This is a genomic window from Marinobacter sp. ANT_B65, assembly GCF_002407605.1.
GTDB lineage: Bacteria > Pseudomonadota > Gammaproteobacteria > Pseudomonadales > Oleiphilaceae > Marinobacter.
The window spans coordinates 171,563-195,448 of sequence record NZ_NXGV01000002.1; the positions used below are offsets into that span (position 1 = coordinate 171,563).

Annotated in this window: 22 protein-coding genes and 1 riboswitch; of the genes, 3 read left to right on the top strand and 19 right to left on the bottom strand. The window is 53.3% G+C overall.

Annotated elements, in window-relative coordinates; genetic code table 11:
• Positions 1-48: 48 nt before the first annotated feature.
• The 3 genes from CPA50_RS10945 to CPA50_RS10955 all read right to left on the bottom strand — a co-directional run bounded on the left by CPA50_RS10945 (position 49) and on the right by CPA50_RS10955 (position 1,912).
• Positions 49-366 (bottom strand): antibiotic biosynthesis monooxygenase family protein, encoded by a 318-nt coding sequence (locus CPA50_RS10945; protein ID WP_096782560.1) that lies wholly within the window; start codon positions 364-366, stop codon positions 49-51.
• Between the two features lie 80 nt (positions 367-446).
• Positions 447-1,493: a hypothetical protein gene (locus CPA50_RS10950; protein ID WP_096782561.1), complete on the bottom strand. Its 1,047-nt coding sequence runs from the start codon at positions 1,491-1,493 to the stop codon at positions 447-449.
• Positions 1,494-1,594: 101 nt separating this feature from the next.
• On the bottom strand, positions 1,595-1,912 hold the full coding sequence (locus CPA50_RS10955; protein WP_096782562.1) for an antibiotic biosynthesis monooxygenase family protein: 318 nt from the start codon (positions 1,910-1,912) through the stop codon (positions 1,595-1,597).
• 1,133 nt (positions 1,913-3,045) lie between these two features.
• On the opposite strand from CPA50_RS10955, the gene CPA50_RS10960 reads away from it, so the two are divergent.
• Both CPA50_RS10960 and CPA50_RS10965 read left to right on the top strand, forming a co-directional pair.
• Complete coding sequence (locus CPA50_RS10960) at positions 3,046-4,011, top strand: integron integrase (RefSeq protein ID WP_096782563.1); 966 nt, start codon at positions 3,046-3,048, stop codon at positions 4,009-4,011.
• A gap of 205 nt (positions 4,012-4,216) precedes the next feature.
• Positions 4,217-4,819, top strand: a complete 603-nt coding sequence (locus CPA50_RS10965) for a cysteine hydrolase family protein (RefSeq protein ID WP_096782564.1) — start codon at positions 4,217-4,219, stop codon at positions 4,817-4,819.
• Positions 4,820-4,859: 40 nt separating this feature from the next.
• On the opposite strand, the gene CPA50_RS10970 is transcribed toward CPA50_RS10965, so the two are convergent.
• Both CPA50_RS10970 and CPA50_RS10975 read right to left on the bottom strand, forming a co-directional pair.
• Positions 4,860-5,918 carry a ribonucleotide-diphosphate reductase subunit beta gene (locus CPA50_RS10970; RefSeq protein ID WP_096782565.1) on the bottom strand — a complete coding sequence of 353 codons (1,059 nt, stop codon included), beginning with the start codon at positions 5,916-5,918 and terminating at the stop codon, positions 4,860-4,862.
• A 28-nt stretch (positions 5,919-5,946) separates the two neighbouring features.
• Entirely contained in the window at positions 5,947-8,715 is a 2,769-nt protein-coding gene (locus tag CPA50_RS10975) for a ribonucleoside-diphosphate reductase subunit alpha (RefSeq protein WP_096782566.1), read from the bottom strand.
• 147 nt (positions 8,716-8,862) lie between these two features.
• Positions 8,863-9,061, bottom strand: a riboswitch (cobalamin riboswitch).
• Positions 9,062-9,142: 81 nt separating this feature from the next.
• Between CPA50_RS10975 and CPA50_RS10980 the strand changes: the two genes are divergently transcribed.
• Positions 9,143-9,880 carry a DUF3047 domain-containing protein gene (locus CPA50_RS10980; protein WP_179397212.1) on the top strand — a complete coding sequence of 246 codons (738 nt, stop codon included), beginning with the start codon at positions 9,143-9,145 and terminating at the stop codon, positions 9,878-9,880.
• Between the two features lie 8 nt (positions 9,881-9,888).
• Here the strand turns inward: CPA50_RS10980 and CPA50_RS10985 are convergent, their stop codons facing one another.
• From CPA50_RS10985 to CPA50_RS11050, 14 genes are all read right to left on the bottom strand, one after another.
• Positions 9,889-10,683: a substrate-binding periplasmic protein gene (locus CPA50_RS10985; protein ID WP_096782567.1), complete on the bottom strand. Its 795-nt coding sequence runs from the start codon at positions 10,681-10,683 to the stop codon at positions 9,889-9,891.
• A 104-nt stretch (positions 10,684-10,787) separates the two neighbouring features.
• Positions 10,788-12,293, bottom strand: a complete 1,506-nt coding sequence (nhaB, locus tag CPA50_RS10990; protein ID WP_096782568.1) for a sodium/proton antiporter NhaB — start codon at positions 12,291-12,293, stop codon at positions 10,788-10,790.
• 153 nt (positions 12,294-12,446) lie between these two features.
• The gene (locus tag CPA50_RS10995; protein ID WP_096782569.1) at positions 12,447-13,403 is read right to left on the bottom strand and encodes a biotin-dependent carboxyltransferase family protein; all 957 of its coding nucleotides are present in this window, start codon (positions 13,401-13,403) and stop codon (positions 12,447-12,449) included.
• Positions 13,400-14,107: a 5-oxoprolinase subunit B family protein gene (locus CPA50_RS11000; RefSeq protein WP_413772161.1), complete on the bottom strand. Its 708-nt coding sequence runs from the start codon at positions 14,105-14,107 to the stop codon at positions 13,400-13,402. The genes CPA50_RS10995 and CPA50_RS11000 overlap by 4 nt, the downstream gene beginning before the upstream one ends.
• Positions 14,108-14,109: 2 nt before the next feature.
• The gene (locus tag CPA50_RS11005; protein WP_096782571.1) at positions 14,110-15,477 is read right to left on the bottom strand and encodes an amidase; all 1,368 of its coding nucleotides are present in this window, start codon (positions 15,475-15,477) and stop codon (positions 14,110-14,112) included.
• A complete protein-coding gene (locus tag CPA50_RS11010; protein WP_096782572.1) occupies positions 15,474-16,151 on the bottom strand; it encodes a DUF2848 domain-containing protein in 678 nt (225 codons plus the stop codon). The genes CPA50_RS11005 and CPA50_RS11010 overlap by 4 nt, the downstream gene beginning before the upstream one ends.
• A 36-nt stretch (positions 16,152-16,187) precedes the next feature.
• Positions 16,188-17,471 carry a TRAP transporter large permease gene (locus CPA50_RS11015; RefSeq protein WP_096782573.1) on the bottom strand — a complete coding sequence of 428 codons (1,284 nt, stop codon included), beginning with the start codon at positions 17,469-17,471 and terminating at the stop codon, positions 16,188-16,190.
• Positions 17,468-18,064 carry a TRAP transporter small permease subunit gene (locus CPA50_RS11020; RefSeq protein ID WP_096782574.1) on the bottom strand — a complete coding sequence of 199 codons (597 nt, stop codon included), beginning with the start codon at positions 18,062-18,064 and terminating at the stop codon, positions 17,468-17,470. Before CPA50_RS11020 ends, CPA50_RS11015 begins: the two co-directional genes overlap by 4 nt.
• Before the next feature lie 64 nt (positions 18,065-18,128).
• On the bottom strand, positions 18,129-19,193 hold the full coding sequence (locus CPA50_RS11025; RefSeq protein ID WP_096782575.1) for a TRAP transporter substrate-binding protein: 1,065 nt from the start codon (positions 19,191-19,193) through the stop codon (positions 18,129-18,131).
• Between the two features lie 43 nt (positions 19,194-19,236).
• Positions 19,237-20,040, bottom strand: a complete 804-nt coding sequence (locus tag CPA50_RS11030; protein WP_096782576.1) for a putative hydro-lyase — start codon at positions 20,038-20,040, stop codon at positions 19,237-19,239.
• Positions 20,041-20,156: 116 nt separating this feature from the next.
• On the bottom strand, positions 20,157-21,041 hold the full coding sequence (locus CPA50_RS11035; protein ID WP_096782577.1) for a LysR family transcriptional regulator: 885 nt from the start codon (positions 21,039-21,041) through the stop codon (positions 20,157-20,159).
• A 37-nt stretch (positions 21,042-21,078) separates the two neighbouring features.
• Positions 21,079-21,843, bottom strand: coding sequence for a metal ABC transporter permease (locus tag CPA50_RS11040; RefSeq protein WP_096782578.1), 765 nt, complete (start codon positions 21,841-21,843; stop codon positions 21,079-21,081).
• Complete coding sequence (locus CPA50_RS11045; RefSeq protein WP_096782579.1) at positions 21,830-22,753, bottom strand: metal ABC transporter solute-binding protein, Zn/Mn family; 924 nt, start codon at positions 22,751-22,753, stop codon at positions 21,830-21,832. Before CPA50_RS11045 ends, CPA50_RS11040 begins: the two co-directional genes overlap by 14 nt.
• Position 22,754: 1 nt before the next feature.
• A complete protein-coding gene (locus tag CPA50_RS11050; RefSeq protein ID WP_096782580.1) occupies positions 22,755-23,867 on the bottom strand; it encodes a hypothetical protein in 1,113 nt (370 codons plus the stop codon).
• Positions 23,868-23,886: the final 19 nt, after the last annotated feature.

The following is a 23,886-nucleotide window of genomic DNA, read 5'->3' on the forward strand; positions in this document are numbered from 1 at the left end:
GCCGTCCGGTGGACGGCCGCCAGGCCGGGAACGAACTTGATTGACTGGTTAAATGCCATAAGCCCGCTCAACCTTTGCAACTCGGACTTTGAATTCGGAATACCAAGCTTTATGGCCCAAACGCTGGGCCTCAAGGTGCTCAGCATTTTGCTTCCAGTTCCTGATCGCTTCCTCGCTGGCCCAGTACGAAACAGTGATACCAACATCCTCACGGGCTGACTCGATACCAAGAAACCCTTCCTGCTCGGCGGCCAGTTCGACCATTCTGTCTGCCATAGCACCGTAACCATGATCACCATCCGTGCGGACAGAGCTAAAAATCACCGCGTAATATGGCGGACTCGGAGTATTAGCGATCCCTGACATAACTTCCTCTTGGCATTTAACGCCCGCATTTGCGGCTGGCTTGGAGCGCAGCGGAAAACCAGTCCGACAACATGCGCTTGTTAGCCTTTAAAATCTGGATTTGGTTGCATTATAAACTGCCATAGTGGCAAGCCCTTCCCTTTATACCCTTCAGGGATTTTAACGGCAAATACACCTGGGTCCAAATTCGTGTCTAATGCAATGACACTCTTTTCGTAAGTGGTTTGCTCTCCATACGATGCACTTACCATTGAGCTTAACTCGCCAATCATGGAAAAGTTCTGTTCATCGGAGGGGCAATCCGGCGAGTATGTAAACTTAGCACCTAAAAACTCACCATCATCAAATAAACCTTCAGCATCATTCTCAACCCAAGTGCCAAACCTCATGAGGTAGAAAGCTATCGACTTTTCCAAGTCATCCGTAACTTCCCGATCAGAACTATATATCTTTACACCACCGATAATGAAGTTTACTTCCCCATTCTCGTTAACCTTCGCCTCTTTTGTGGGGTCAGCAAGTAACTCTATTGATAGATCTGGTTCGGTACCGATTGTACGATCACCTAATAATGACATCTCGTTTTGTGCAATAGCATTTATGAAGTCTGTAACATATCGATTTTTTTGCTCGATAAGAGATTCTTTACGTAACAGAAACCACTTATTTTGACGTGAAAAATAAACTGCGAATAGTAGAGGTGTATTATGTAGCTTGGCATAATTCTCAACCTTTCTTAGGTAGTCCTTTTTGAAAGGGTAAGGCGACTTAATATTAGGAAAGTGACAGTTTTTTACCTCAATAAAATACTGACTTCCGTCATTGAGTATCACCTTATAATCCGGAGCCTGAATATCCTGCTCTGTAGTAAATGCCTCTCCGCTGTCTTCTTGCTTTATCAGGCGGCAATTTCCTAATGCCCCAGCGACATGAGCAAAAAGTGATTCGACTCTCTTTCCGTGTAAAAGGTTAGGATTATCCTTAGACGCCTTTAGCGAGTTCCCAATGCGTTCAATAAAGTCATTCGCATCTTCTTCAACGCTTAGTTTGTATCCATGCTTGCGGCCCAAAGCAGTAAACAAGTCTATTACTTCGAATTTTTCTGGGTTTCGCTTAATTCGTTTCAAGATTTCTCCGATCTATGACGAGAGGCTAACGCTGAAATAAGCGGCGGCTACAAGCCGTCCGGTGGACGGCCGCCAGGCCGGGAACGAACTTGATTGACTGGTTAAATGCCATAAGCCCGCTCAACCTTTGCAACTCGGACTTTAAATTCGGAATACCACGCTTTATGGCCCAAACGCTGGGCTTCAAGGTGCTCAGCATTTTGCTTCCAGTTCCTGATCGCTTCCTCGCTTGCCCAGTACGAAACGGTGATACCAACATCCTCGCGGGCTGACTCGATACCAAGAAACCCTTCCTGCTGAGAGGCCAGTTCAACCATTCTGTCTGCCATAGCACCGTAACCATGATCACCATCCGTGCGGACAGAGCTAAAAATCACTGCGTAATATGGGGGACTTGGAGTTTTAGCAATCCCTGACATAACTTCCTCTTGGCATTTAACGCTAAGTGCAGCTGCATTTTGACCAGAGTGGAGTTTGTGCAAAAATGGCGGAGCCATGCACAAACGAAACGACGGCCAAAATGTCAGATGGCACGACTGGTTAGAAGGCGCTACGATTTATTTAATGGCACGCTTAAACATTAACTGAGAAAACGAGCCAGACCAAATATTTAAAACCCACCGATTACACCAAACTTGCTAGCCCTTGGCAAGCACTAACCTGCCAACAAACTAAACCAACTCGAACGCACCAAGTAAACCGGGAAAACATAGCAACGTACCGAAATATAAATTACGAAGCGACTACAAAACAAAGACTATTTCTTGATGCATGAAGATACAAAACAAAGCCGCACATGAACAAGCACGAACCATTTTAGTTAGCACAATTTCAATATTTCAAAACGCACAGAAATAGTAACAAACAAAAGAAAAATAGCCATTTAACGCTAAGTGCAGCTGCATTTTGGCCAGAGTGGAGTTTGTGCAAAAATGGCGAAGCCATGCACAAACGAAACGACGGCCAAAATGTCAGCTGGCACGACTGGTTAGAAGGCGCTACGATTTATTTAACAGCACGTTTGGAAATTAACTTACCAAGCGAGCTGCACCAAATATTTAAAACTCACTAATTACACCAAACCTGCTAATGCTTTACAAGCACTAACCTACCAACAAACTAAACCAACTCGAACGCACCAAGTAAACCGGGAAAACATAGCAACGTACCGAAATATAAATTACGAAGCGACTACAAAACAAAGACTATTTCTTGATGCATGAAGATACAAAACAAAGCCGCACATGAACAAGCACGAACCATTTTAGTTAGCACAATTTCAATATTTCAAAACGCACAGAAATAGTAACAAACAAAAGAAAAATAGCCATTTAACAGCAACTAGACCGCGTTCCGCGATATTGCAAAAAAGAGCGTTCTCGATAATGCCACTTTTTGCATATCCATGCCACGCCTCCAGTCTCAATTTTAACAACAGGTTAGCCCAGTTTCTGCCGCCCCACCACGTAATCGCTTGACTTCTCGTTTTCGTGAAAACAATAATACTGTACAAATAAACAGTATTGAAGATCACTAACAAAGGTACGCCAACATGGACGGCATACAACCTCAACCGCGCCTTCGGGATCAGGTTCGCGCAGTCATTCGGGTTAATCGCTACAGCATTCGTACGGAAAAATCCTATTGGTACTGGATCCGTTTTTACATCCGCTTTCACCAGATGAAGCATCCCAAGGAGATGGGACCAAAGGAAGTAAATGAATTTCTTACTTGGCTAGCCGTTAACCGCAACGTTGCTGCCGCAACTCAGGCCCAAGCTTTAAACGCTCTAGTGTTTCTGTACTCCAAGGTTCTCGACATGCCCCTCGGGGAAATCGGTTCCGTTATCCGCTCTAAAAAACCAAAGCGTTTGCCCGTGGTGCTCACCCACGATGAAGCCATGACAATTATCGAACATCTCAAAGAACCCTATCTCCTTTTAGCCTCGCTCATGTACGGTTCTGGCCTGCGGGTAACAGAAGCTTGCCGTTTAAGAGTGAAGGACGTCGATTTCAGTAATCAGGTCATCATTGTTCGGGATGGCAAGGGCGCAAAAGATCGAACAACGCTCATGCCGGGCACGCTGATTTCTGAATTAGAAAGGCAGATTGCTTCTATTCGAAAGGCCTGGAAAGAAAAAGACCTCTCCCTGCAAACACCGGTAAGCCTGCCATTTGCGCTTGCCCGCAAGTATCCCCAAGCAGACATGTCCCTGGACTGGCAGTGGTTGTTTACCTCAAACACTCTGAGCAAAAACGACTTCGGCAAGGTGGTGCGCCACCACATCCACACCAGTTCTGTGCAGAAAGCAGTGAAGGTAGCTGTTGCTGCAGCCAACATCGGCAAACCCGCAGGTTGCCACACTTTTCGCCACACCTTCGCCACCGAACTACTCAAACGCGGCAACGATATCCGCACAGTGCAAGATCTGCTTGGCCACGCAGACCTGCGCACCACTCAGATCTACACCCACGTGCTGGGCCAGGGCTTTGCGGGAGTGCGCAGCCCACTGGGTTGATGGTTTCAAACTTTGCCGGGCCCAGAACTTAGGCACTACTACCCGGGTTGCAGGCAATTCGACCATTCGGTTGATTCTTTTGCCACCAACGGCCGGGTAACGTACATGTATCTAGGCCTCTTTGGCTGGGCTCCTGGAGTCCGTTATTCATAGCAACCCCACTAACCCATTGATTAGGTCGGTTGCCAACTGTGAAGGATGCATCATGAGTGATCTGACAACTCTTCGGGACATCGTGGGTCTGGGCAACACTGCCAGCCCCATCAGCGATTCTGCACTGGTGATTATTGATGCCCAGAATACCTATCGGGAGGGCGTGATGAAGCTCGATAACGTGGAGCCTGCGCTGGACGAATGCAAAGCTCTGCTACAGCGTTTTCGTGCTGCCGGCCGCCCTGTTTTTCATATTCAGCATGATGCGGGGGCTGGCTCACCTTACGATCTGAATGCCCCTGTCGGCCAGATTGCCGATGCCGTGGCTCCGATTGCAGGCGAGGCGGTGATCAGCAAGAATTTCCCCAACTCCTTTGCGCAGACAGATCTGGATGAGCAGCTGCAGCAGGCTGGTATCAAAAACCTGATTCTGACCGGATTCATGTCTCACATGTGTGTGAATTCCACTGCACGCGGCGCCTTTACGCTCGGCTACAACCCCACGGTCGTTGCCTCAGCTACGGCAACCCGTTCTCTGCCGTCGAAGGCCTCCGGTAAAACAGTGCCATCCGAGCAGATGCAGGAAGCTGCCCTGGCCGCCCTGTCGGATTTGCCATCTGCCGTGGTTCCTTCCGCAGCAGATGTCCCCGACTAAAGAGGCTATCCCGACAAATGAACAGACCGGCGGTGCAGCCTCACCACTCCAGCTGAGCCCCGGTCTGGTACTCAATCACCCGGGTTTCAAAGAAGTTCTTTTCCTTCCGCATAGTGGCCTGCTCATCCAGCCAGGGTGATACGTTTTTAGCCCCCGGGAACGGCTCTTCCAGGCCCACTGTGCGGGCACGGCGGTTGGCTACGAAGCGGAACTGCTCGGTGTGGTATTCGGCGGAATAACCCAGAATGGGGTCGCGCAAGATGTAGTTGGCGTAGTCGCTTTCGGCAGCTTCGGATTCGTCCCACATCTCGCGCACAGCTTTGGGGTCGAAGCTGATGTTTTCTTCTTCCAGAATCTGGTTAACCACTTTCAGGCCGAAGGAGAAGTGCATGGCCTCATCGCGCAGGATGTACTGGAACTGTTCACCGGTGCCACGCATCAGGCCACGGCGCTGCAGGGCAAAGATGGGGCTGAAACCATTATAGAACCAGCAGCCTTCAAAAACGGCGGCAAAGAACAGGTAAGACATGATGAATTCCTGCAGGTCGTCCTTGTTGCGCAGATTCAGGTCGGAGCGCATTGCCGCATCCAGCCGGCGGTTGGCCATCTGGATTTTTGCGTTGATTTGCGGCACTACCCGGTAACGGTTGTAGATTTCACTCTGGTCCAGATTGAGGGTTTCAATACAGTGCTGATAAGTCCAGGTGTGCAGAGCCTCTTCGTACACCTGTCGCGCCTGATAGATTTGCAGCTCCGGCGCGGTCATTTTCTCCATCACCGCCAGGCCGATGTTGCGCATGGCCAGGATGTCGGAGGTGGTCAGGTAGGCTACCACGTTTTCAAACACGTGCTTTTCCGCCGGGCTCAGGCGGTGGTGGTAGTCGTGAACATCCTGCGCCATGTTCACGTCCAGCGGAGTCCAGTGGTTTTTGTTGGCGTTCATAAAGAACTCCCAGGCCCAGGGATACTTGAAGGGTGCCAACTGGTTTACGTCGGTTTCGCCGTTGATTACGCGCTTGTCGTCTACGTTCACCGGCGCCACGCTGCTGTGTGCAGCGGGCTGGCTTTGCGGTTTGGTTTCGTCATCCCAATTCAGCATGGTTGTGCCTCTCAATAAAAGTAAGTGGTTACTGACATGCTTCGCAGTCGGGTTCATCAATACTGCATACCTGGGGTTGCGGTGCGGCAACCGGGGCAGCTTGTTCGTTCACCCCGGTAGCTCCCAGCGAGCGCAGGTAGTAAGTAGTTTTCAGACCACGTTCCCACGCCAGCTGATACAGCTCGTCGAGTTTTTTCCCGCTGGGTTCAGCCATGTAGAGGTTCAGGCTCTGGGCCTGGTCCAGCCATTTCTGGCGGCGGGAAGCGGCTTCCACCAGCCAGCGGGCGTCGATCTCGAATGCCGTGGCGTATCGCGCTTTCAGTTCGGTGGGAATACGCTCGATCTGCTGCACGCTGCCATCGAAGTATTTCAGGTCGTTTACCATCACGTTGTCCCACAGGCCGACCGCCTTGAGATCGCGCACCAGTGAGGGGTTTACCACGGTGAACTCTCCGGAGAGGTTCGATTTCACAAACAGGTTCTGGTAGGCCGGCTCGATGGATTGCGACACACCCACGATGTTGGAGATGGTGGCTGTGGGTGCTATGGCCATCACGTTGCTGTTGCGCATACCGTGCATGGCGATGAGTTCGCGCACCGGCGCCCAGTCCAGACGGCTTTCGGTGTTTACGCTGATATCACCTTCCCGGCGGGCATTTTTCAGCAATTCGATGGAATCGATAGGCAATATGCCCTGGCTCCACAGGGAACCTTCGTAGCTTTCATAGGCGCCCCGCTCTGCCGCCAGCCGGGCTGAAGCACGGATGGCGAAGTAGCTCAGCTGTTCCATTGCAATGTCTGCAAACTCTACCGCCTGCGGGCTGGTGTACGGCAGCCGCAGTTCGTAAAGCGCATCCTGAAAGCCCATCAGGCCCAGGCCAACCGGGCGGTGTCTGAGGTTGGAGTTGCGTGCCTGGGGTACAGCGTAGAAGTTGATATCGATTACGTTATCAAGCATGCGCACGGCTGTGTCTACGGTACGCTCCAGGCGCTGCACATCCAGTTCGCCGTTGGCAATGTGAGCCGCCAGGTTTACCGAGCCCAGGTTACACACGGCAATTTCTTCCGCGCTGGTGTTCAGGGTGATCTCGGTACACAGATTGGAGCTGTGGACCACGCCTTTATGCTGCTGCGGCGAGCGCAGGTTGCAGGGGTCTTTGAAGGTTATCCACGGGTGGCCGGTTTCAAACAGCACTGTGAGCATTTTGCGCCACAGCTGTTTGGCCGGAATGGTTTTGAACAGCTCGATCTTGCCTTCGGCCGCCAGCGCTTCGTAGTGTTCGTAGCGCTCGCGGAATGCGTTCCCATAGAGGTCATGCAGGTCCGGCACATCACTGGGGCTGAACAGAGTCCAGTCCCGATCCTGGCGCATACGCTCAATCAGCAGGTCGGGCACCCAGTTGGCGGTGTTCATGTCGTGGGTACGGCGGCGTTCATCACCGGTGTTTTTGCGCAGCTCCAGGAATTCTTCGATATCCAGGTGCCAGCTTTCCAGGTACGCACACACTGCGCCCTTACGCTTACCACCCTGATTTACGGCTACGGCAGTATCGTTCACCACCTTAAGGAAAGGCACTACGCCCTGGCTCTGGCCGTTGGTGCCTTTGATGCGGGAGCCCAGTGCACGCACAGGTGTCCAGTCGTTACCCAAACCGCCCGCCCACTTGGACAGCATGGCGTTGTCGCGGATGGCACCATAAATGTCTTCCAGATCGTCACCCACCGTAGTCAGGTAGCATGAAGACAGCTGGGAGTGGCGGGTACCACTGTTAAACAAGGTGGGCGTGGATGCCATATAGTCGAAGGACGACAGCAGGTTATAGAACTCGATAGCCCGGCTGTTGGGGTCGTCCTCACGCAGGGCCAGGCCCATGGCAACTCGCATGAAGAATACCTGCGGCAACTCCAGCCGGTCTTCTTTCCAGTGCAGGAAGTACCGGTCATACAGGGTTTGCAGGCCAAGGAATCCAAACTGTTGATCGCGCTCTGGTTTCAGAGCTGCGCCCAAACGCTCCATGTCATATGCAGCCATGGCCTCATCAAGGAGTTCGTAGCGAATGCCGGCACTGATGAAGCTACGCAGAGCCTGTGGATAAACCTCTGCCAGGGACAGGCTGGTGTCCAGCTTTAGTGCGGTGGCGCTCTCAAGGCGCAGCTGTTCCAGTAACAGGCGGGCGGTGACTGCGCTGTAATCCGGCTCGCGCTCGATACGACCGCGGGCAGTCATCACCAGGGCAGTCAATACTTCAGCTTCGTCGATGCCGTTATAGAGATTGCGGATGGCTTCTTCCACCAGGGATTCGCAATCAATGCCCTCAAGCCCGAACGCGGCGTTATCCACCTGTAGCTTCATCAGACCAAGGTCCAGAGCTACTGTGCGGCCATCAGCCTGTTTTACGGTAAGCGTGGGGTGCGGCTCTACGGGTTCGTGCAGGGCCCGCTCGCGGGCGTGTTCTTCACGGTAGAGTACATAGGCACGTGCTACTTTCTGCTCTTCTGCCCGCATCAGGGCCAGTTCTACCTGGTCTTGTATATCTTCAATATGCACCCGTCCGCCAGCTTTCAAACGACGGCTGATAGCCTGCACAACCTGCTCGGTTACCCGGTGAACGGCATCGTTAATGCGGGCAGAGCCTGCAGCCTGATCGCCTTCAACAGCCAGAAAAGCTTTGGTTACGGCTACACTGATTTTGGATGGGGTAAAGCTGACCAGATTGCCGTTGCGCTTGATAACCTGAAGGGTTTCTGTGTCGGATGGCGACGAGGGTCGGGCTTCGGCCGAAGCAGTAGCGGGCATACCGTTTTCTCCTGAATACGCGTGGGTTCCATAACCTTCGCGTACACAGGACGAACCCAAGCATCAACCACCAGTAATGGCTGTAATTATGCTGTGTTCGTTGCTGCTCACCTTGTAGGGCCAGATGCAGGCGCCTGAGTCGCGAAGGTGCAGTTATATATCCCTGGCAGTGTCTTCGGACTCAGGGGCATGAACCTCATGGCTCTGCCTTGCGTGGCGACTTCCCGGCTTGCGCCAGTGTCTTTGTGCCACGCTCGTTCCCCAATACCGCTGCGCGTCAGTTCCGGATTCTCACCGGATTCCCGAATACCATATTTGGTATTCAACCAAGGATGCAGGCACTATATACGGTAAATTTTTAAGTGACAAGGCACCTTTCTGCTACCCGACGGTCTATTACAAACACTCTGCAAAGTGGGACAGTTTCATGCAAATCACCACTCGACCTGTTATCTGGCTGTTTCTAGCACTCGCCGGGCTGATATCTCCGCACCTGATGGCACAGGAAACGCTGCTCCCGGCGTTCTCGAAGATGACGTCGCTATCGGATGGTTGGGAACCACTTGAGTTTCCCAAGATAGATCAGCACTCAAACTATGAGCTGGCTCAGGATGAGGGGGTTCAGGTGGTGAAAGCACACACCTCGGGCGGAGCATCCGGTCTGATTGCCCGGCTGAACGTTAAGCCGGGGGGCTCAATGATGCTGAGCTGGCGCTGGAAAGTGTCCAATGTGTTTAAAGAGGGCGATGCCCGGAAAAAATCCGGCGATGACTACCCTGCCCGGATTTACGTCGCCTTCGAGTTCCAGCCAGATAAAGCAGGCTTTTTTGAACGGGCGAAACGCAAGACAGTGGCACTTTTGATTGGAGAGGAGCTACCGGGCAACGCCCTGAATTACATCTGGGCCAATACCCTGCCCGTGGGTGAATTTGTTACCAATCCCTATACCGATAGAACAGTGATGGTTGCTGTAAGTTCGGGCAGCGAAAAGGCCGGGGAGTGGGTGAACATTGAGCGGGACATTATTGCGGACTACCGCAAAGCATTCGGGGAAAGCCCTCCGCCAGTCCGCGGCATCGCCATCATGTCAGATTCAGACAACACTGGAGAACAGTCAACCGCCTGGTATGGCGATATCCGCCTTACCCCTGACAATCCGGACTAAAAACGTTCTTATCGAGGGCCATCAGGAAAGCCGGGGATAATATAGTCAGAATCGGTGTCCCGAACGGGCGAAACCACTCCGCGCCTGACGAGACGCAAATAGGCGTCATCCAGCTCGTCACGAAGCAAGGCGGCTCTGGAGCTTGCCAGAGAAAATAACCAGGCCGCATAGCGTGATCGCAATTCCGAGCCCCGAATCTTGCTATCTGATGGATAGGTCAGTATTTCCTTAAGTGGCTGGAGGTAATCCAGCACGTAATCACCACGCTTTAACTTGAGCATCTCCAGCGCTGCGCGGGTGTCAGGGGCTTTGGTAAGCGTTACGTATTCAGTGCGCTCAAACCATGAAAGCAGGCCGCCATAGGTGTAGCCAGCAATAACAATAACGCTTTTACCTTTAAGCTGCTCAAAGTGTGTGAGTGCATCAGTATCTTCAAGATACCAAACGTTCAGTTTTACCGGAAAAGCATTGACCCAACTTTCAAGAACCTCACCCTGAAGACTGGGAATACCCGCAAGGCCCGGCCAAAGATCTATAGTCCCGCTTTTCAGGTAAAGATAAATACGGCTTACTGGCAGAAAAATAAATTCTGCTTCATAACCGGCCTCCTCCACCACTTTCCGGGTGAGTTCGATAAAGGGGCCGGCCGGCTCGCCACGTTCGTTCTGATACTCAATAGGCGGGAATTCGGTATAGGCAATACGCAGCTTGTCAGCGCCAGCCCAGGCGGGGCTGGCCAGTATGGAGATGGCCAAAATCCAGGCCGGAGCCAGACGTAAAAACAGGTTCAAGAATCTGCGCATAGCACCAACGTATGAAATACACGGTTTGTTGGACTTGTTATGCAGAGCCTAGCAGGCCCGCCTGAAAAGGCCACCGCTTTGTCACATCAAAACAGCCAGAACCATCAGATATGATAAGTGACCATATACAAGCCAACTCCACCCATTACCAGGGTATACGGGAACGCCATAACGACCATCCGCCCATAGGACAGCCTTATCAGTGGCGCAATTGCGGAGGTCAGCATAAACAGGAACGCTGCCTGACCATTTGGCGTGGCTACGCTGGGCAGGTTGGTTCCGGTATTGATGGCCACCGCCAGATCCTGAAAGTGCTCATAACTGATACTGCCGGCATCCAGGGCCTGTTTAACCTCACTGATATAAACCGTCGCAACAAATACGTTGTCGCTGATCATTGAAAGCAGGCCATTGGCAATAAAGAACATGCCTGGCTGCTGGCTTTCCGGCAGTGCCAGCACGTAGTCGATAATCGGCTTGAACAGGTGTTGTTCATGGATCACGGCTACTACCGCAAAAAATACCACCAGCAGAGAGGTAAACGGCAATGATTCCTGGAATGCTTTGCCGATCTGGTGCTCGCTGGTAACACCGGTAAAAGACGTTATCAGAATAATAACCAGCAGGCCTATCAGACCTACTTCTGCCAGGTGCAGGGCCAGACCAGTCACCAATATGACGGCAGCAAAAGCCTGCACCCAAAGTGCGGCCTGATCTGCTTTGGTACGCTTTGCCCGTTCGCTGTCAGCAAACTCCTCCAGAACCCGCCGAACCGACTTTGGAAGCCTGCCGCCGTAACCAAACCAACGCATCTTCTCCAGTACCCAACAGGTTATCAATCCGGCAACCAGAACTGGCAGGCTTACCGGAGCCATATGCAGAAAGAAACTGATAAAGTCCCAGCCGACAACTTTGGCAATCAACAGGTTCTGAGGCTCACCAACCATGGTAGCTACGCCGCCGAGAGCAGTACCAATAGCTCCGTGCATCAACAGGCTGCGCAGAAATGCACGGAAGTTTTCCAGATCCTCCCGATGCAACTCGACGATTTCGTCATCACTGCCTGCATTGTGATCGCTGCTCTGGAACACCTTCCCGGATGCAACCTTGTGATAGACGGAGAAGAACCCGACGGCGACGCTGATAATAACGGCGGTCACTGTAAGGGCATCCAGAAAAGCGGAAAGAAGAGCCGCAGCACTACAGAACAGGAGCGACAGGGCAGATTTGGAGCGCACGCCCACCAGGATCTGGGTGAAGGTAACCAGCAAAAGTTCCTGCATGAAATAGATGCCCGCCACCATGAACATCAGCAGCAGAATAACCGGGAAATTGGTCAGCACTTCCAGATAGACCGCATCCGCTGTGGTCAGGCCTATCAGCAGTGCCTCTATCGCCAGCAATCCCCCAGGCAGGAGTGGATAACACTTCAGCGCCATGGCCAGGGTAAAGATGAATTCGGCTATCAAAAGCCAGCCTGCACTAACCGGCCCAAGCAGATACATCACAATCGGGTTGGCAATCAGAAACAGTACAATAATCTGTTTGTACCAGACGGGGGCCTTGCCAAGAAAATTACTGGTGAAGGCAGACAACATGGTCGTGGGCATTGCGAGGTTCTTCTGAGTTAGCGGGCGAAAAAGAGTGTAGGCTGATTATTTCTTATCTTCCTTGATATTTCTGCGCTGGTTAATTCGACAAAGATATAGGGTAGACCACTTCTTTAGTACTGCCAGCAGGGCAGAATTATCCGCGCGCTAACCCTAAGCCTTGTTAAACAAAGCCCTGAACGACCGGTACTCTGTGAGCGCAGCCTCACTTCCTTTAGCCACCAGCCTGACTTTCTCTCTCGGTAAACACTGGGCCAGCCGTGCGGCGGACAAAGGCGAGAGTGAGCCTAGCCGGGGGTAGCCGCCAATGGTCTGGCGATCATTCAGCAGGACAATCGGCTGACCATCCGGCGGCACCTGTACACCGCCAAGGCTAATGCCTTCTGATACAAGGGTGCTGATTTTGCAGTTCAGCCTGGGGCCGGTCAGGCGCACGCCCATGCGGTCCGCACGATCATCCACCAGCCACCAGTTATTGAATGCATCGAACAGACTGCGGCCGGTAAAATGCGCAATCTGGGCGCCCGGCAGGAGGTCCAGAACAGCCGGCTGGCTAAAATCCGGTATAGCCTCCCGGGGTGCCTGCTTCAGCCCTTCCCCAACATGCTGGTCTTTGCCGTAAACAGACAGCTGATCGCCTGTTGCCAGCTTTGCCCCCATGCCGCAGAAGCCACCAAGTTCTTCCCGGGTTACAGCAGCAACGCTTCCCAATACCGGCTCTGCTACAAACCCACCACACACCGCCAGATATGCCCGAAGCCCGTTTACCGGGGCAGCAAAGGCCAGGGTCTCGCCTTCTTTCCAGCTTACCCTTTGCCAGAGAGGAACGGGTTTTTGATCTATGGTCGCACCCAGGTCAGCACCGGTGATGGCTATCTGCAGGTCTCTTCCGGCAATCAGTTGCAAGCCGCCAAAGGTTATCTCCAGGTTGGCGCTACCCCACGGATTAGCCGTCAGGTGATTCGCCCAGGCCCAGGAATACAGATCCGCCGGGCCGCCCTGAGTAACGCCTAGATGGCGGACACCAAATCGTCCGCTGTCCTGCAGCAGAGCAAGAGGCCCTGCACGCAGCACTTTGATGCAGGGTTGAGAGCTCACCGGTTGCCTCATGCCAAGGGCTCCATGGGTGTGGTATTTCCGCCTTCACGTTCGAACTCATTGCGGCTCACAGGTACAAAACGCACCTGATCTCCAACACGCAAAAGGCTGAAGCCCTCGCGGTTGCGGTCAAAAAGCCTGGCACTGGTGCGCCCCAACAGGTTCCAGCCTCCGGGGGTTGCTGTCGGGTATGCAGCTGTCTGGCGGCCGGCCATCGCCACACTGCCCGGCGGCACCAGCCGGCGGGGTGTATCCAGTCTTGCGCACTCAAGCCGGGGATCGGTTAACCCCATAAAGGCGAACCCGGGGGCAAATCCCAGAGCAAACACCCGATAGACCTGCTGGCTATGAGCCTCGATCACATCGCTGACTGCCATACCCGCTTGCGCAGCTACTCTTGGCAGTTCAGGCCCTACACTGAGGTCGTACCAGGTTGGAAGTTTATGAACCTCGCCGGTGTGCGTGCTGTCTTCCGGTTCCAGGTCAGCGAGTATCCGGCAAATCATCGCCCGTGCCTGAGGTGACGACACCATCAGCGGATCAAAAACAACCAGAAGCGTCGTGTAGGAGGGCACCAGATCGACCAGGGCATCACCAAATTCCTGCTCGCACCTGTGCGACAGTGCGGATAGCCAGGGCAGATTGTGTTCGTCGATAACTTCAAACAGTCTTACGATCCAGCCATCGAGCCCAGCCGACTCAAACGATGGCTTCAGGCTCATGGTTTCAGTGCCTTTTCCACTGCTTGAGCAATACCAAGTATATCCCTGTCCGAACCATTACGACCGACCAGCATCAGGCCACTGGGCAGATCTCCGGGGCGATGGTTAGGCAATGTGATCGCACACAGGTCAAGCAGGTTCGCTACGGTCGGGTTGCGCAGAATCAACAGGTTCAGGCGGGCATAACCCTCATCACTCTCAAGCTCCGTCAGCAGTGGTGGCTCAACCGGAACGGTTGGTGCAAGAAGCCCGTCGTATGAGGCAAGCCATTCGTCCGCCTGTTTTTTTCGCTCTGCCCGGCGGTGAAGCAATTCCAGGTAATCTGCTGCACTGATCCCCGCACCTCTCTCCATACGAGTGCGCACCCGTGGATCGTATTCATCGCCGTACTGCTGCAGCCACTCGCGGTGAATGTGATAGCTTTCTGCCGCGGTGAAACCTCCGCCCTCGAGCAGTTCAGGCAGGGCATCCAGCACCGGTGCTGGCACCTCAACAATATGGGCTCCGCAATCTCTCAGTGTACGAAGACTCCTGGAAAACGCCTCCGCAACGCCCGGAGAGAGATCGTTCATCATGTGATTGGTCGGCACCACAAAACGGCGACCGCGCAAATCAACCAGGGTGTCCTGACGCCAGCGTTCACCGGCCATGACTGCATCCAGTCGTGCACAACACTCAACGCTGCGGGCAATCGGGCCTATGGAATCAAGACTGTCAGATAACGGAAAAGAACCCTCGCGAGGGATTCGTTGCTGGGAAGGTTTGAACCCTACCAGCCCGCAGAAAGCAGCAGGAATACGCACCGAACCACCTGTGTCGCTTCCAATCGCAGCAACCGCCATTCCGTGAGCCACAGCTGAGGCAGCACCGGAGGATGACCCGCCGGATATCCGCCCCGGCGCCAGCGGGTTCGCCGGTGAGCCATAGTGCGGATTGAGCCCTAGCCCGGAGTAGGCGAATTCTGTCATGTTGGTGTGCCCGGTAATAACCGCGCCCGCCCGGCGCAGACGCGAAACAATCAATGCATCTTTCTTTGCAGGCTGTTTCCACCACCTGGAACCGGAATGGGTTACTTCCCCGGCAACATCAAACAGAACCTTGAGCGCTATCGGCAACCCGGCAAGCTCACCCAGAGGCACATTCCCATTCTGGAGCGCATCAATGGCTGCAGCCTCGGCTTTTGCTGTGCTGTCGAAACGGGCGGTATACACCTGGTTAGCAGGATCATCAAACCGGTCAATATTATCCAGGCAGACCTCAAGCAACTGGCTCGCATACCACTTGTTCTGATGTATCCCATCGAGCAGCGACGATAAAGTCGCCTCTGACAGACCTACAGGCACCAGGCCAGACTGTTGCTTCATTTCACCACCGGTAACGTCTTTATATGATAAGAATGTCCTAGCTCCCGGCCTGTTACCGGATCCTCAAGAACCATGCGGAAAGCATCCGCAGGGCGCACGCCACCAATGACCGGCAGAGTGCCACACAGCATGGCCTGACCAGGTGCAAGCTTCGGATCTTCCAGTCCAAACCGTCGCAATAGATCCCTTGGGTGCAACAGACCCGTTACACCACCCTGCTGGTAGAGCTCCTCTTTGCCATCAAAGGTGGCATAAGAGGATATTTTAAGCTCATCCCAGTGATCAATAACACTTTCCAGCGTCCACAGCTGTTGGCCCACAGGCTTGGCACATACCTGTTTGGAATGCGCAACAGACCAGGCCTCGGCTTCCCGGTCGGTATGATCCGATCCAATGCCTACAAACGTGCCTTGCCGGGTACCAATCAGAACAACTTCCACTTCTCCGCTGGATTCATCACCCAATACCTGAACGGTTTCAGCTGTTGTCAGCTGATCAGCTGCCACGCGATAGAACAAAGGCGTACTTGAGGGTGGTGTAACGCCAATCGCCTTCAGCTCTTCTATGTGCTCATCGATTCCCGCCTGCTCACGGCCGGCCCATCCGGCAATAATGAGCTCTTCAACATCAATCTCAAGGGCGTCGTTAGTATCTGCCAAATAAAACATTGTCATAAAAGAATCCTGTTGTTGCTGTTTATGGATAAATAATCAGTTCAGTATCCCGGGCAAATACAAAGCCAGAGCAGGGAACAGCACGAGCAGAACAACCATAACCATCATGAACCCGACATAAGGCATGGCTCCAATCATTACGTCGTTGAACGAGCCTCCTTTGCGAACGCTCTGCACTACATAAAGGTTCAACCCCACCGGCGGTGTGATCAGAGCCATTTCGATAAGAAGAATCAGCAGAATGCCAAACCAGATCGGATCAAAACCCAATGCAATAATAATGGGAGCGACGATCGGAATGGTGATCACCATCAGCGACAGTGTTTCAATGAAAAATCCAAGAACGATATACAGGCCAATGATGAGCAGCAGGGTCATATACGGCCCAAGACCAGCCGACTCCAGAAACGAGCTCAACTCACGGGTAATGCCCGTCGAAGCCAGAACGAAGTTGAGAAAATACGAGGCGATGATGATCAGCACGATCATGCCTGTTGTGCGCATGGTCCCTTCCAGGGCTTCCATAACAACACTCGTACTCAGTTTACCCATGGACAGCGCAATAAGAAGGGCGCCGATAACCCCCAGAGAAGCGGCTTCTGTGGGCGTTGCCCAACCAGCGTAAATCGAACCGACCACAATACCGAACAGTGCCAATACCGGAACCAGGCTTGTCAGCCCGGAAAAGCGAGCGCGCCAGGAATGATGAGTGCTCGGCCCGCCAAGCGATGGCCGCCAGAGGCAGATAAGAGCCGTACCCAGAACAAACAGAAATGCCAGCAGCAAACCCGGCACCAGGCCCGCTGCAAACAGCTTTGGAATTGAGGTTTCCGTAAGAAAGCCATAAACGATCAGGTTAATCGACGGTGGAATCATGATCCCGAGCGTACCGCCAGCAGCAATGGAGCCGGTGAACAACTTCGGATCGTAATTCATTGCCTTGCCCTGAGGAATGGCAACGGTACCAATGGTGGCGGCAGTCGCAACACTGGAGCCAGAGGTCGCAGAAAACAGTGTTGCGGTCGCAATATTAGCGTGAAGCAGACCACCGGGCAGCCAGGACAGCCAGCTCTCAAGTGCCCGATAAGTGCTCTTGGCAATACCGGTTCGAACCAGAATCTCGCCCAGCAATATAAACAGCGGTATAGCGATCAGCAGAAAGCTGTCAGACGCTGACCACAGTACATCCCCCATCGCGTTAATCAACGGGAAGGGCGAAAAGAACTCATCAAGAAACAGTCCCAGCACAATGAGTGTGGCCGCAACCGGTACACTCAGGATTAGAAGCACCAACAGAACAGCCAGTGAAACAAGAATCATCGGGAGGCTTCCTTATTTTCTTCAGCGACCTGCTCATCAAGCGTTGGGCTACCGGCAATTCTTTGCACATCTTCAATGTTGCCACTTAACAGGCCAAACAGAACGCGAAGCGATAGCAAGACAACCGCAATACCGAACCAGACAAGGCCTATCAGCCATAGCAGCTGAGGTATCCAGATGGGCGTACCAAGAGGAGTATTTGCCCGGGAACCGCCGGAATAAGAATGATGGGCAACATCGAACGCGGCTCCCACAATCAGCACACAGAAAAGCGCGAGGGACAGCATGGCAATCAGATCCAGCACGCTGCGCACACTGGTTGGCAATGTCAGGTACAACGCATCGATACGTATATGTGCTTTACGCATAAGTGTGTAGGCAAAAGCCCAGCTCGAGCTGATGGCCATGATGTAACCGGTGAGCTCAGTGGCATGGACACTTGATCGTCCAAAAATCTGGCGTGACAGTACCTCGGTTGTGACCAGGCCGACGGTCAGCAGAATAAGAAGCCCCGCAGCCCGTGCCATCCACAATGAGCCGATATCTACACCGACAAGCAGTCGATCCAGCCCGCGATTGATCTGTTGTAACATAGAATTCTCCAGGGCAAATGGGGGCTGCCTGCGACAGCCCCCACTCTTTTAACTGACCACCACGTTACTTGGCCGCTTTAAGACCTGTTACTTTGCCGATGGTCTCGTTCCAGCGATCAACCCATTTCTGATCAACACGGCCAGCCCAGTTGGGTAGCAATGTTGCCTGCAGATGACGGGACACTTCAGTGAAGTCAGCATCAGTTGCCTCAACCAGAACCATGTTCCCCGGCTCACCCCGCGCGCACTCACCGTTGCCTGTCAGGCAGGCGATGCCTTCCCGAGTTTCTTCAACCGCGGACTCCCACACGAGATCCTCATAGTTAGCCTGAATTTCGGTCTGGAGCCAGTTCTGGGTGTCTGCTGACAGCGAAGCCCACTTCTTGCCATTCATTGCCGTGAGCACATAATCCCAACCACCTACAGGCAGCGGATAAAGATGCGTCGACACTTCCTGCCAGCCAGAGCTGTAGCCTGAGAGTGACCCGGTGACCGCACAGTCGATAACACCGCGCTGCAAGGCACCCGGCACCTCACTGAAATTCAATGTTATGCCTTCAGCACCAAGGGCTTGAACGAACTCGGCCGTGGTGCGCCCGCTCGCGCGAATTTTTTTGCCTTTCAGGTCTGCAAGCCCTTTGATTTCTGTGTTGCAGAAAACAACCTGCGAGGGATAAGGCGCGATGGCGAGCAGTTGCGCATTGTCGAAGCGCTCAACAAATGCATCGGCGAGCACTGGTCGGTATGCGTTAGCTATCTTGCGTGCGGTCTCCACGTCCGGAGCCATCATTGGCATATCCAGGCCTTCAAGCTCTGGAGCATCTTCCACAGCGTAGTCCGCCACGGTGGAGGTTACATCAATGACGTTGCGCGCCATCAAACGGTATACCTCACCTCCGCCCAGACCCATCTGGTCAAACGTGGTCACCTCGGTCGAGATCCGTTCGTCAGAAGCTTCAGGTACATGCTCCTGCCAGAACGGTTTTTCAAAGTTTTTGTACAGGGACAGGCTGCTCCAGCTCCCAACATAGGAAATGCTGGTGCTATCAAGCTCCTGAGCCGACACCTGTGCTGTGGCTGCAAGCATTACGACTGCCACTGCGGATACGAGATGCTTTCTTGTCGCCATTGCCTTCTTCCTCTTTTATTTATTTATTTGGTGTTACAGGGGCCTAAAGCAAAACCACCTGACTTTCAGGAATATCCGTGACCAACATGTGGCCCGGAGTATGTGTGATCGCAAACTCAACCCCCGAATCCATGAGAACCTGCTGTGGCGTAACCCCACAGGCCCAGAAAACCGGTATTTCATCAGTTGCTACAGAAACCGCGTCTCCGTAATCGGGTGACCCAAGATTCTCAATTCCTATCAATGAAGGGTCGCCAAGATGCACCGGAGCGCCATGGGTCTGGGGAAAGCGCGTGGTGATCTGCACCGCACGGATAGCAGCTGCCGCCCGGAAAGGGCGCATGGAGACAACCATATTCCCGCTGAAGCCTCCGGCCTGGCGCAGTGGGATCGAAGTCTTGTACATGGGCACGTTGCACCCTTCATCAATATGGCGCACAGGCAAGCCATTCTGCAGCAGCGCGTGCTCAAAACTGAATGAACAGCCAAGAGCAAAGGTCACCAGATCATCGCGCCACACACCTGCAACATCTGTCTGTGTTCCGTCGAACTTGCCATTGCGGTATATGCGATAGGAAGGCACATCCCGGGCAATATCCAGATCCTCACCCAGAACATCGCATTGCCTTGCTCCCGGCTCACTGACTGCCAGCACCGGACAAGGCTTGGGGTTCGCCTGGCAGAAACGCAGAAAGCCATTGGCCTGCTCTTCCGGAAGTATGACCAGATTGACCTGAACAAAACCGTTTGCCATGCCGGCTGTGGAACCAAGCAGAGAGCCATTACGGGCTGCCAGCCTGACATCTTCGGGCGTGATAAAGCGCCGGGGGCTATCCAACGAAACCATGATCCTGCCTTATTTTGATTTTTCTTAAAGCTAGCGCAGGTTCAATGATTAGCACAAATCGAATTTTAGAATCGATTTTGATAGAAAAAGCTGATCAGTCCAACTTAATCTAGAATTTATAAGGGTTTAGACCCAACGATTTTAAGGGAAAGATCCACAACGGCCCGCACAACATTTGCGCCCGGAGCTGAGCAATACGCAACATTGAAAACCAGGTCGGGAATACTCGCCTCCACCGCGAACTCACGAAGCTCCCCCATTGCGAGTTCGTTTTTGATAATTTCCTTTGGTAAGGCGCTCACTCCGATGCCGTCTAACGCCATGCGGATTATAGTGGACAGAGAAGAACTGGAATGAATCTGGCTGGAATTGCTCATTTTATTGACCAATGAGCGAATATTGACGTGAGGCTCGCTCATTCTCGGATAGGTAATAATCGGGAGTTTCGCCAGTTCAGAGAGGCTTATGGGTTCAGGAGGTAACTCCAGTTTGGGACTGACAACCCAGATCAGCGGGTAGCTATAGAAAGGCATATTAAAAAAGCCCTCCTGCTTCACCTCACCAATAAGGAAGGCGATATCAATCTCCCGTTTCGCCAGCTTTTCTGAAAGATTGACCGAGATATCAACGTCCAGCTCCAGGTTTATCGCCGGGTAGGTTTCACTGATGCTTTCTATCAACTCTGGCAGCCAGGTGTATGCAACGGTTTCTGCAACACCCAGGCGAATAGTGCCCTGAATGGCTCCCGGACTGGCAACGGTTTCCAGTAATTCAGCGTGGAGCTGGAGAATTTTTTCGGCGTAAGACAGCACCTGCCGGCCTTCAGCAGTAAGCACTGAATTCCGGCCGGACCGGTCAAAGAGCTCGATGCCGAGCTCATCTTCCAGGCCAGAGATTCGGGCAGAAATTGTCGGTTGCGAGGCATACAGCTTTTTCGCTGTAGCACGAAAACTGCCAAGTTTGGCAATCCAGTAAAAGGTTTCCAGCGACTTGATTTTCATACAAAACCCTTTCCAGACTGAGCGCAGGGCAATGACTTTAACCAGTCTCTGGCTTATCAACACTCCCCTGGCCCAAAACGATTAGCCACAAGCATGCAGTGAAAAGCGTGGCCACAACTATTGCCGGCCCTACCGGCACATCCCGGATCACCGAACAGGCAATCGCAAGGAGATGACCGATGATCGCACAAATCGAAGCCACAAGCGGCTTTTTACCATGAAGCGATCCAACGATGAGCGGAGTGATAATGAGTGTCGCAAACACCACATAAATACCCGCCAAAGACACAGCATAGGTTACTGCGATGGCGAAAACCGGCATAAAAAACGCCCCTGAGATCCAGCCAGGGGCCCAATAGCCAAGAAGCCAGACCAGCAATGCCATAACAGCGGTTGCGATGACCTGTTCCTGATTTGCCCATAGCAAATCGCCAGAAGCTGCGCGCTGCAATGCCTGGGCACCATGGGGGTCACCACTGACCAGCAATACGGCCAGGCTGGCACCCAACACATAGAGGATGCCGATCCCGGCCTCTTTCGCCTCACCAAGATGACGGAGAATCAGATGCACTGTCACTGCCGCCAGCAACGCAAAAACCAGGCTTGTGACCGAGGCGCCAGCAAAATTCTGGTTCAGTACGAGAATGGTCCCTGCCAGGGTTCCCAGCGAAGCCCATTGCGCGATAGCAAGATCCGCAAAAATAACACCCCGTGCAATCACCTGGTATCCCAATGGCACCAGCAGAAAACAAAGCAGCACGCTTCCCAGAACCGGCAGAAGCATCCACTCATAGGCTACCACCGGATTCCTCCTGCACGGTTGCTTCGAGTGTATTCACAATCATTGAAATCAGCCCGGCCAGCGTTTGTGTTTCACCAGAATCAGTCACTGTTCCCGGCACCACGAGAACCGGTTTTTGTATCTGGCCCGCCAGCCAGTTTGCGGGTTGTGGATCCTGATGGCCGGCGATCAGTATCGCATCCACATTCTTCAGACCTGGTTCTGTCAGTAACTGGCTCAGGTGACTGGCGCTGGGGGGCAATCCGGGCTTGGGCTCCAGTTCGAACCTTGCATCCACACCAAGCCAATTCAGCAGGTAAGTAAAACTGGTGTGCTGAATAACAATAGAACGCCCCTGCAACGCCTCCGCTTTCTGCCGCCACTCGGCACGATGCTGGCTCCAACGCCCGCGCCATCGTATATACCGTGCAAGGATATCTCCGGAAGCTTCCGGCCTCAGTTGCCCAAGGCGGTGCGCGAGAGCATCGGCAATAGCCGGAAGCTGATCCGGCGACAGATGCACATGAGGGTTACCCTCCGGATGCACATCTCCCATACTGCGATCGACATGGTCGTGGGGCGCGTGCAGTTGTGCATGCTCCGCCGCATAGAACAAACCCGGGCGACCTGGCTGAACTGCGGAATTTGATGCCCGCTGCAGAAGCGTAGGCAGCCACCCCGCCTCAAGCGAAGCGCCGGTACAAACCGCGATATCGGCACGTCGCATGGCGGCGATCAGGCTGGGCCTGGCTTCAATATAGTGAGGGTCCTGCAGGTAGCTGGTTGCGGTTGTAATCTTTGCCTCCGGCAAGAATTCCCTTACCAGAGACGCCCATTCGGGCTCGCACGCAAACACCTGAAAATCCGCCCGGGCTGGCATAGATGCCAGACCAAGCAGGAGAACGACAAAGCACCAACGGGTATAACCCATATCAGTAACCATGTGAGCCGTGGGCACCCAGCGACATCACGTACTGCACAATAACGGTGTTATCCGCATCACTGAAGCCAGTATCAGTCTGATGGGTGTATTGCAGCCTGACTGTGGAGAAATGCGAGCGTGACCAGGCCAGCATCACATCGGTTTCCTGCAGGCTCATGCTATGAAAATGGTCACCATGGGGCGCGCGAAGATCTACCTCGCCATAACGAACACCCGCCGACCACTGAGGCGCGAATTGATAAACGCCGGATACATACCAGCCTTCGTGGAAGTCATCTGAAGTAGCGTATTCGTTCAGGTCATCTGCGTAGAGATATTCGCCGCTAAGTGTGATCTGTTGTTCCCTGGCATTGCCATTCGGGGACCATTTCCAGACCGCATCGGCAATGTAGAGATTCTCGCCTGTGTATGACGCACCATGGCTATGGTCATGGTCGTCTTCTTCACTGTGTTCGTGCTCTTCTTCAGTTTCAACGGCTCCGATATTGCGGTTGTTCAGGTAAGACAACCCTACCTGCCAGCTCTGAGAAACCGAAAGATCCCCGCCTACACGGGTATTCAGTGTATAAACGCCGATGCTTTCGTCACCTTCTGACAACTGATCGCCTTCAAAGGCCTCTACGCCGACCTGCCAGAAGAAAGGCGTTGGCAAAAGAGCATTCACACGCAAACCTGTGTCGTAATAATGGCTGCCCAGAAGGGCCCGGTATACCGCTGGGCGCTCTACAAAATCGTCTTCATGCAGGTGCCGACCGTTCAGATACCCTACTTGCGACAGAAAGCGTCCGCCGCGAACACCCAGCCCGGCAGGCAGGCCGTTGGTCTGCAGATACGCTTCCTCTATCAGTATTTCACCTTCGCCATCATGCTCTTCAAAAACGGTCGTTAATCGGCCTGAGAACATGTCGTCAATCGGCGCAGACAGGGACAGTTCCGTATGGCCCAGACCAAAGCCTTCCTCACGGTGCGCGAGCGCCGTATCGTTCTGTTTGTAATACCCGTCCAGGGTCACACTCACGTCGGGGTTCAGTTCATTTGCAGCGGCGCCGCTCGCCAGCACAACCAAAGGAATTGCAGCAAAAGGTACAACACGGTTAAACATGGAAACTCCAGCAATAAAA

Excerpts from the sequence above, each read along its gene's own strand:
- CPA50_RS10945 (WP_096782560.1), bottom strand. The coding sequence starts at position 366 with ATGTCAGGGATCGCTAATACTCCGAGTCCGCCATATTACGCGGTGATT.
- CPA50_RS10955 (WP_096782562.1), bottom strand. The coding sequence starts at position 1,912 with ATGTCAGGGATTGCTAAAACTCCAAGTCCCCCATATTACGCAGTGATT.
- CPA50_RS10960 (WP_096782563.1), top strand. The coding sequence starts at position 3,046 with ATGGACGGCATACAACCTCAACCGCGCCTTCGGGATCAGGTTCGCGCA.
- CPA50_RS10965 (WP_096782564.1), top strand. The coding sequence starts at position 4,217 with ATGAGTGATCTGACAACTCTTCGGGACATCGTGGGTCTGGGCAACACT.
- CPA50_RS10970 (WP_096782565.1), bottom strand. The coding sequence starts at position 5,918 with ATGCTGAATTGGGATGACGAAACCAAACCGCAAAGCCAGCCCGCTGCA.
- CPA50_RS10975 (WP_096782566.1), bottom strand. The coding sequence starts at position 8,715 with ATGCCCGCTACTGCTTCGGCCGAAGCCCGACCCTCGTCGCCATCCGAC.
- CPA50_RS10980 (WP_179397212.1), top strand. The coding sequence starts at position 9,143 with ATGCAAATCACCACTCGACCTGTTATCTGGCTGTTTCTAGCACTCGCC.
- CPA50_RS10985 (WP_096782567.1), bottom strand. The coding sequence starts at position 10,683 with ATGCGCAGATTCTTGAACCTGTTTTTACGTCTGGCTCCGGCCTGGATT.
- nhaB (WP_096782568.1), bottom strand. The coding sequence starts at position 12,293 with ATGCCCACGACCATGTTGTCTGCCTTCACCAGTAATTTTCTTGGCAAG.
- CPA50_RS10995 (WP_096782569.1), bottom strand. The coding sequence starts at position 13,403 with ATGAGGCAACCGGTGAGCTCTCAACCCTGCATCAAAGTGCTGCGTGCA.
- CPA50_RS11005 (WP_096782571.1), bottom strand. The coding sequence starts at position 15,477 with ATGAAGCAACAGTCTGGCCTGGTGCCTGTAGGTCTGTCAGAGGCGACT.
- CPA50_RS11010 (WP_096782572.1), bottom strand. The coding sequence starts at position 16,151 with ATGACAATGTTTTATTTGGCAGATACTAACGACGCCCTTGAGATTGAT.
- CPA50_RS11015 (WP_096782573.1), bottom strand. The coding sequence starts at position 17,471 with ATGATTCTTGTTTCACTGGCTGTTCTGTTGGTGCTTCTAATCCTGAGT.
- CPA50_RS11020 (WP_096782574.1), bottom strand. The coding sequence starts at position 18,064 with ATGTTACAACAGATCAATCGCGGGCTGGATCGACTGCTTGTCGGTGTA.
- CPA50_RS11025 (WP_096782575.1), bottom strand. The coding sequence starts at position 19,193 with ATGGCGACAAGAAAGCATCTCGTATCCGCAGTGGCAGTCGTAATGCTT.
- CPA50_RS11030 (WP_096782576.1), bottom strand. The coding sequence starts at position 20,040 with ATGGTTTCGTTGGATAGCCCCCGGCGCTTTATCACGCCCGAAGATGTC.
- CPA50_RS11035 (WP_096782577.1), bottom strand. The coding sequence starts at position 21,041 with ATGAAAATCAAGTCGCTGGAAACCTTTTACTGGATTGCCAAACTTGGC.
- CPA50_RS11045 (WP_096782579.1), bottom strand. The coding sequence starts at position 22,753 with ATGGGTTATACCCGTTGGTGCTTTGTCGTTCTCCTGCTTGGTCTGGCA.
- CPA50_RS11050 (WP_096782580.1), bottom strand. The coding sequence starts at position 23,867 with ATGTTTAACCGTGTTGTACCTTTTGCTGCAATTCCTTTGGTTGTGCTG.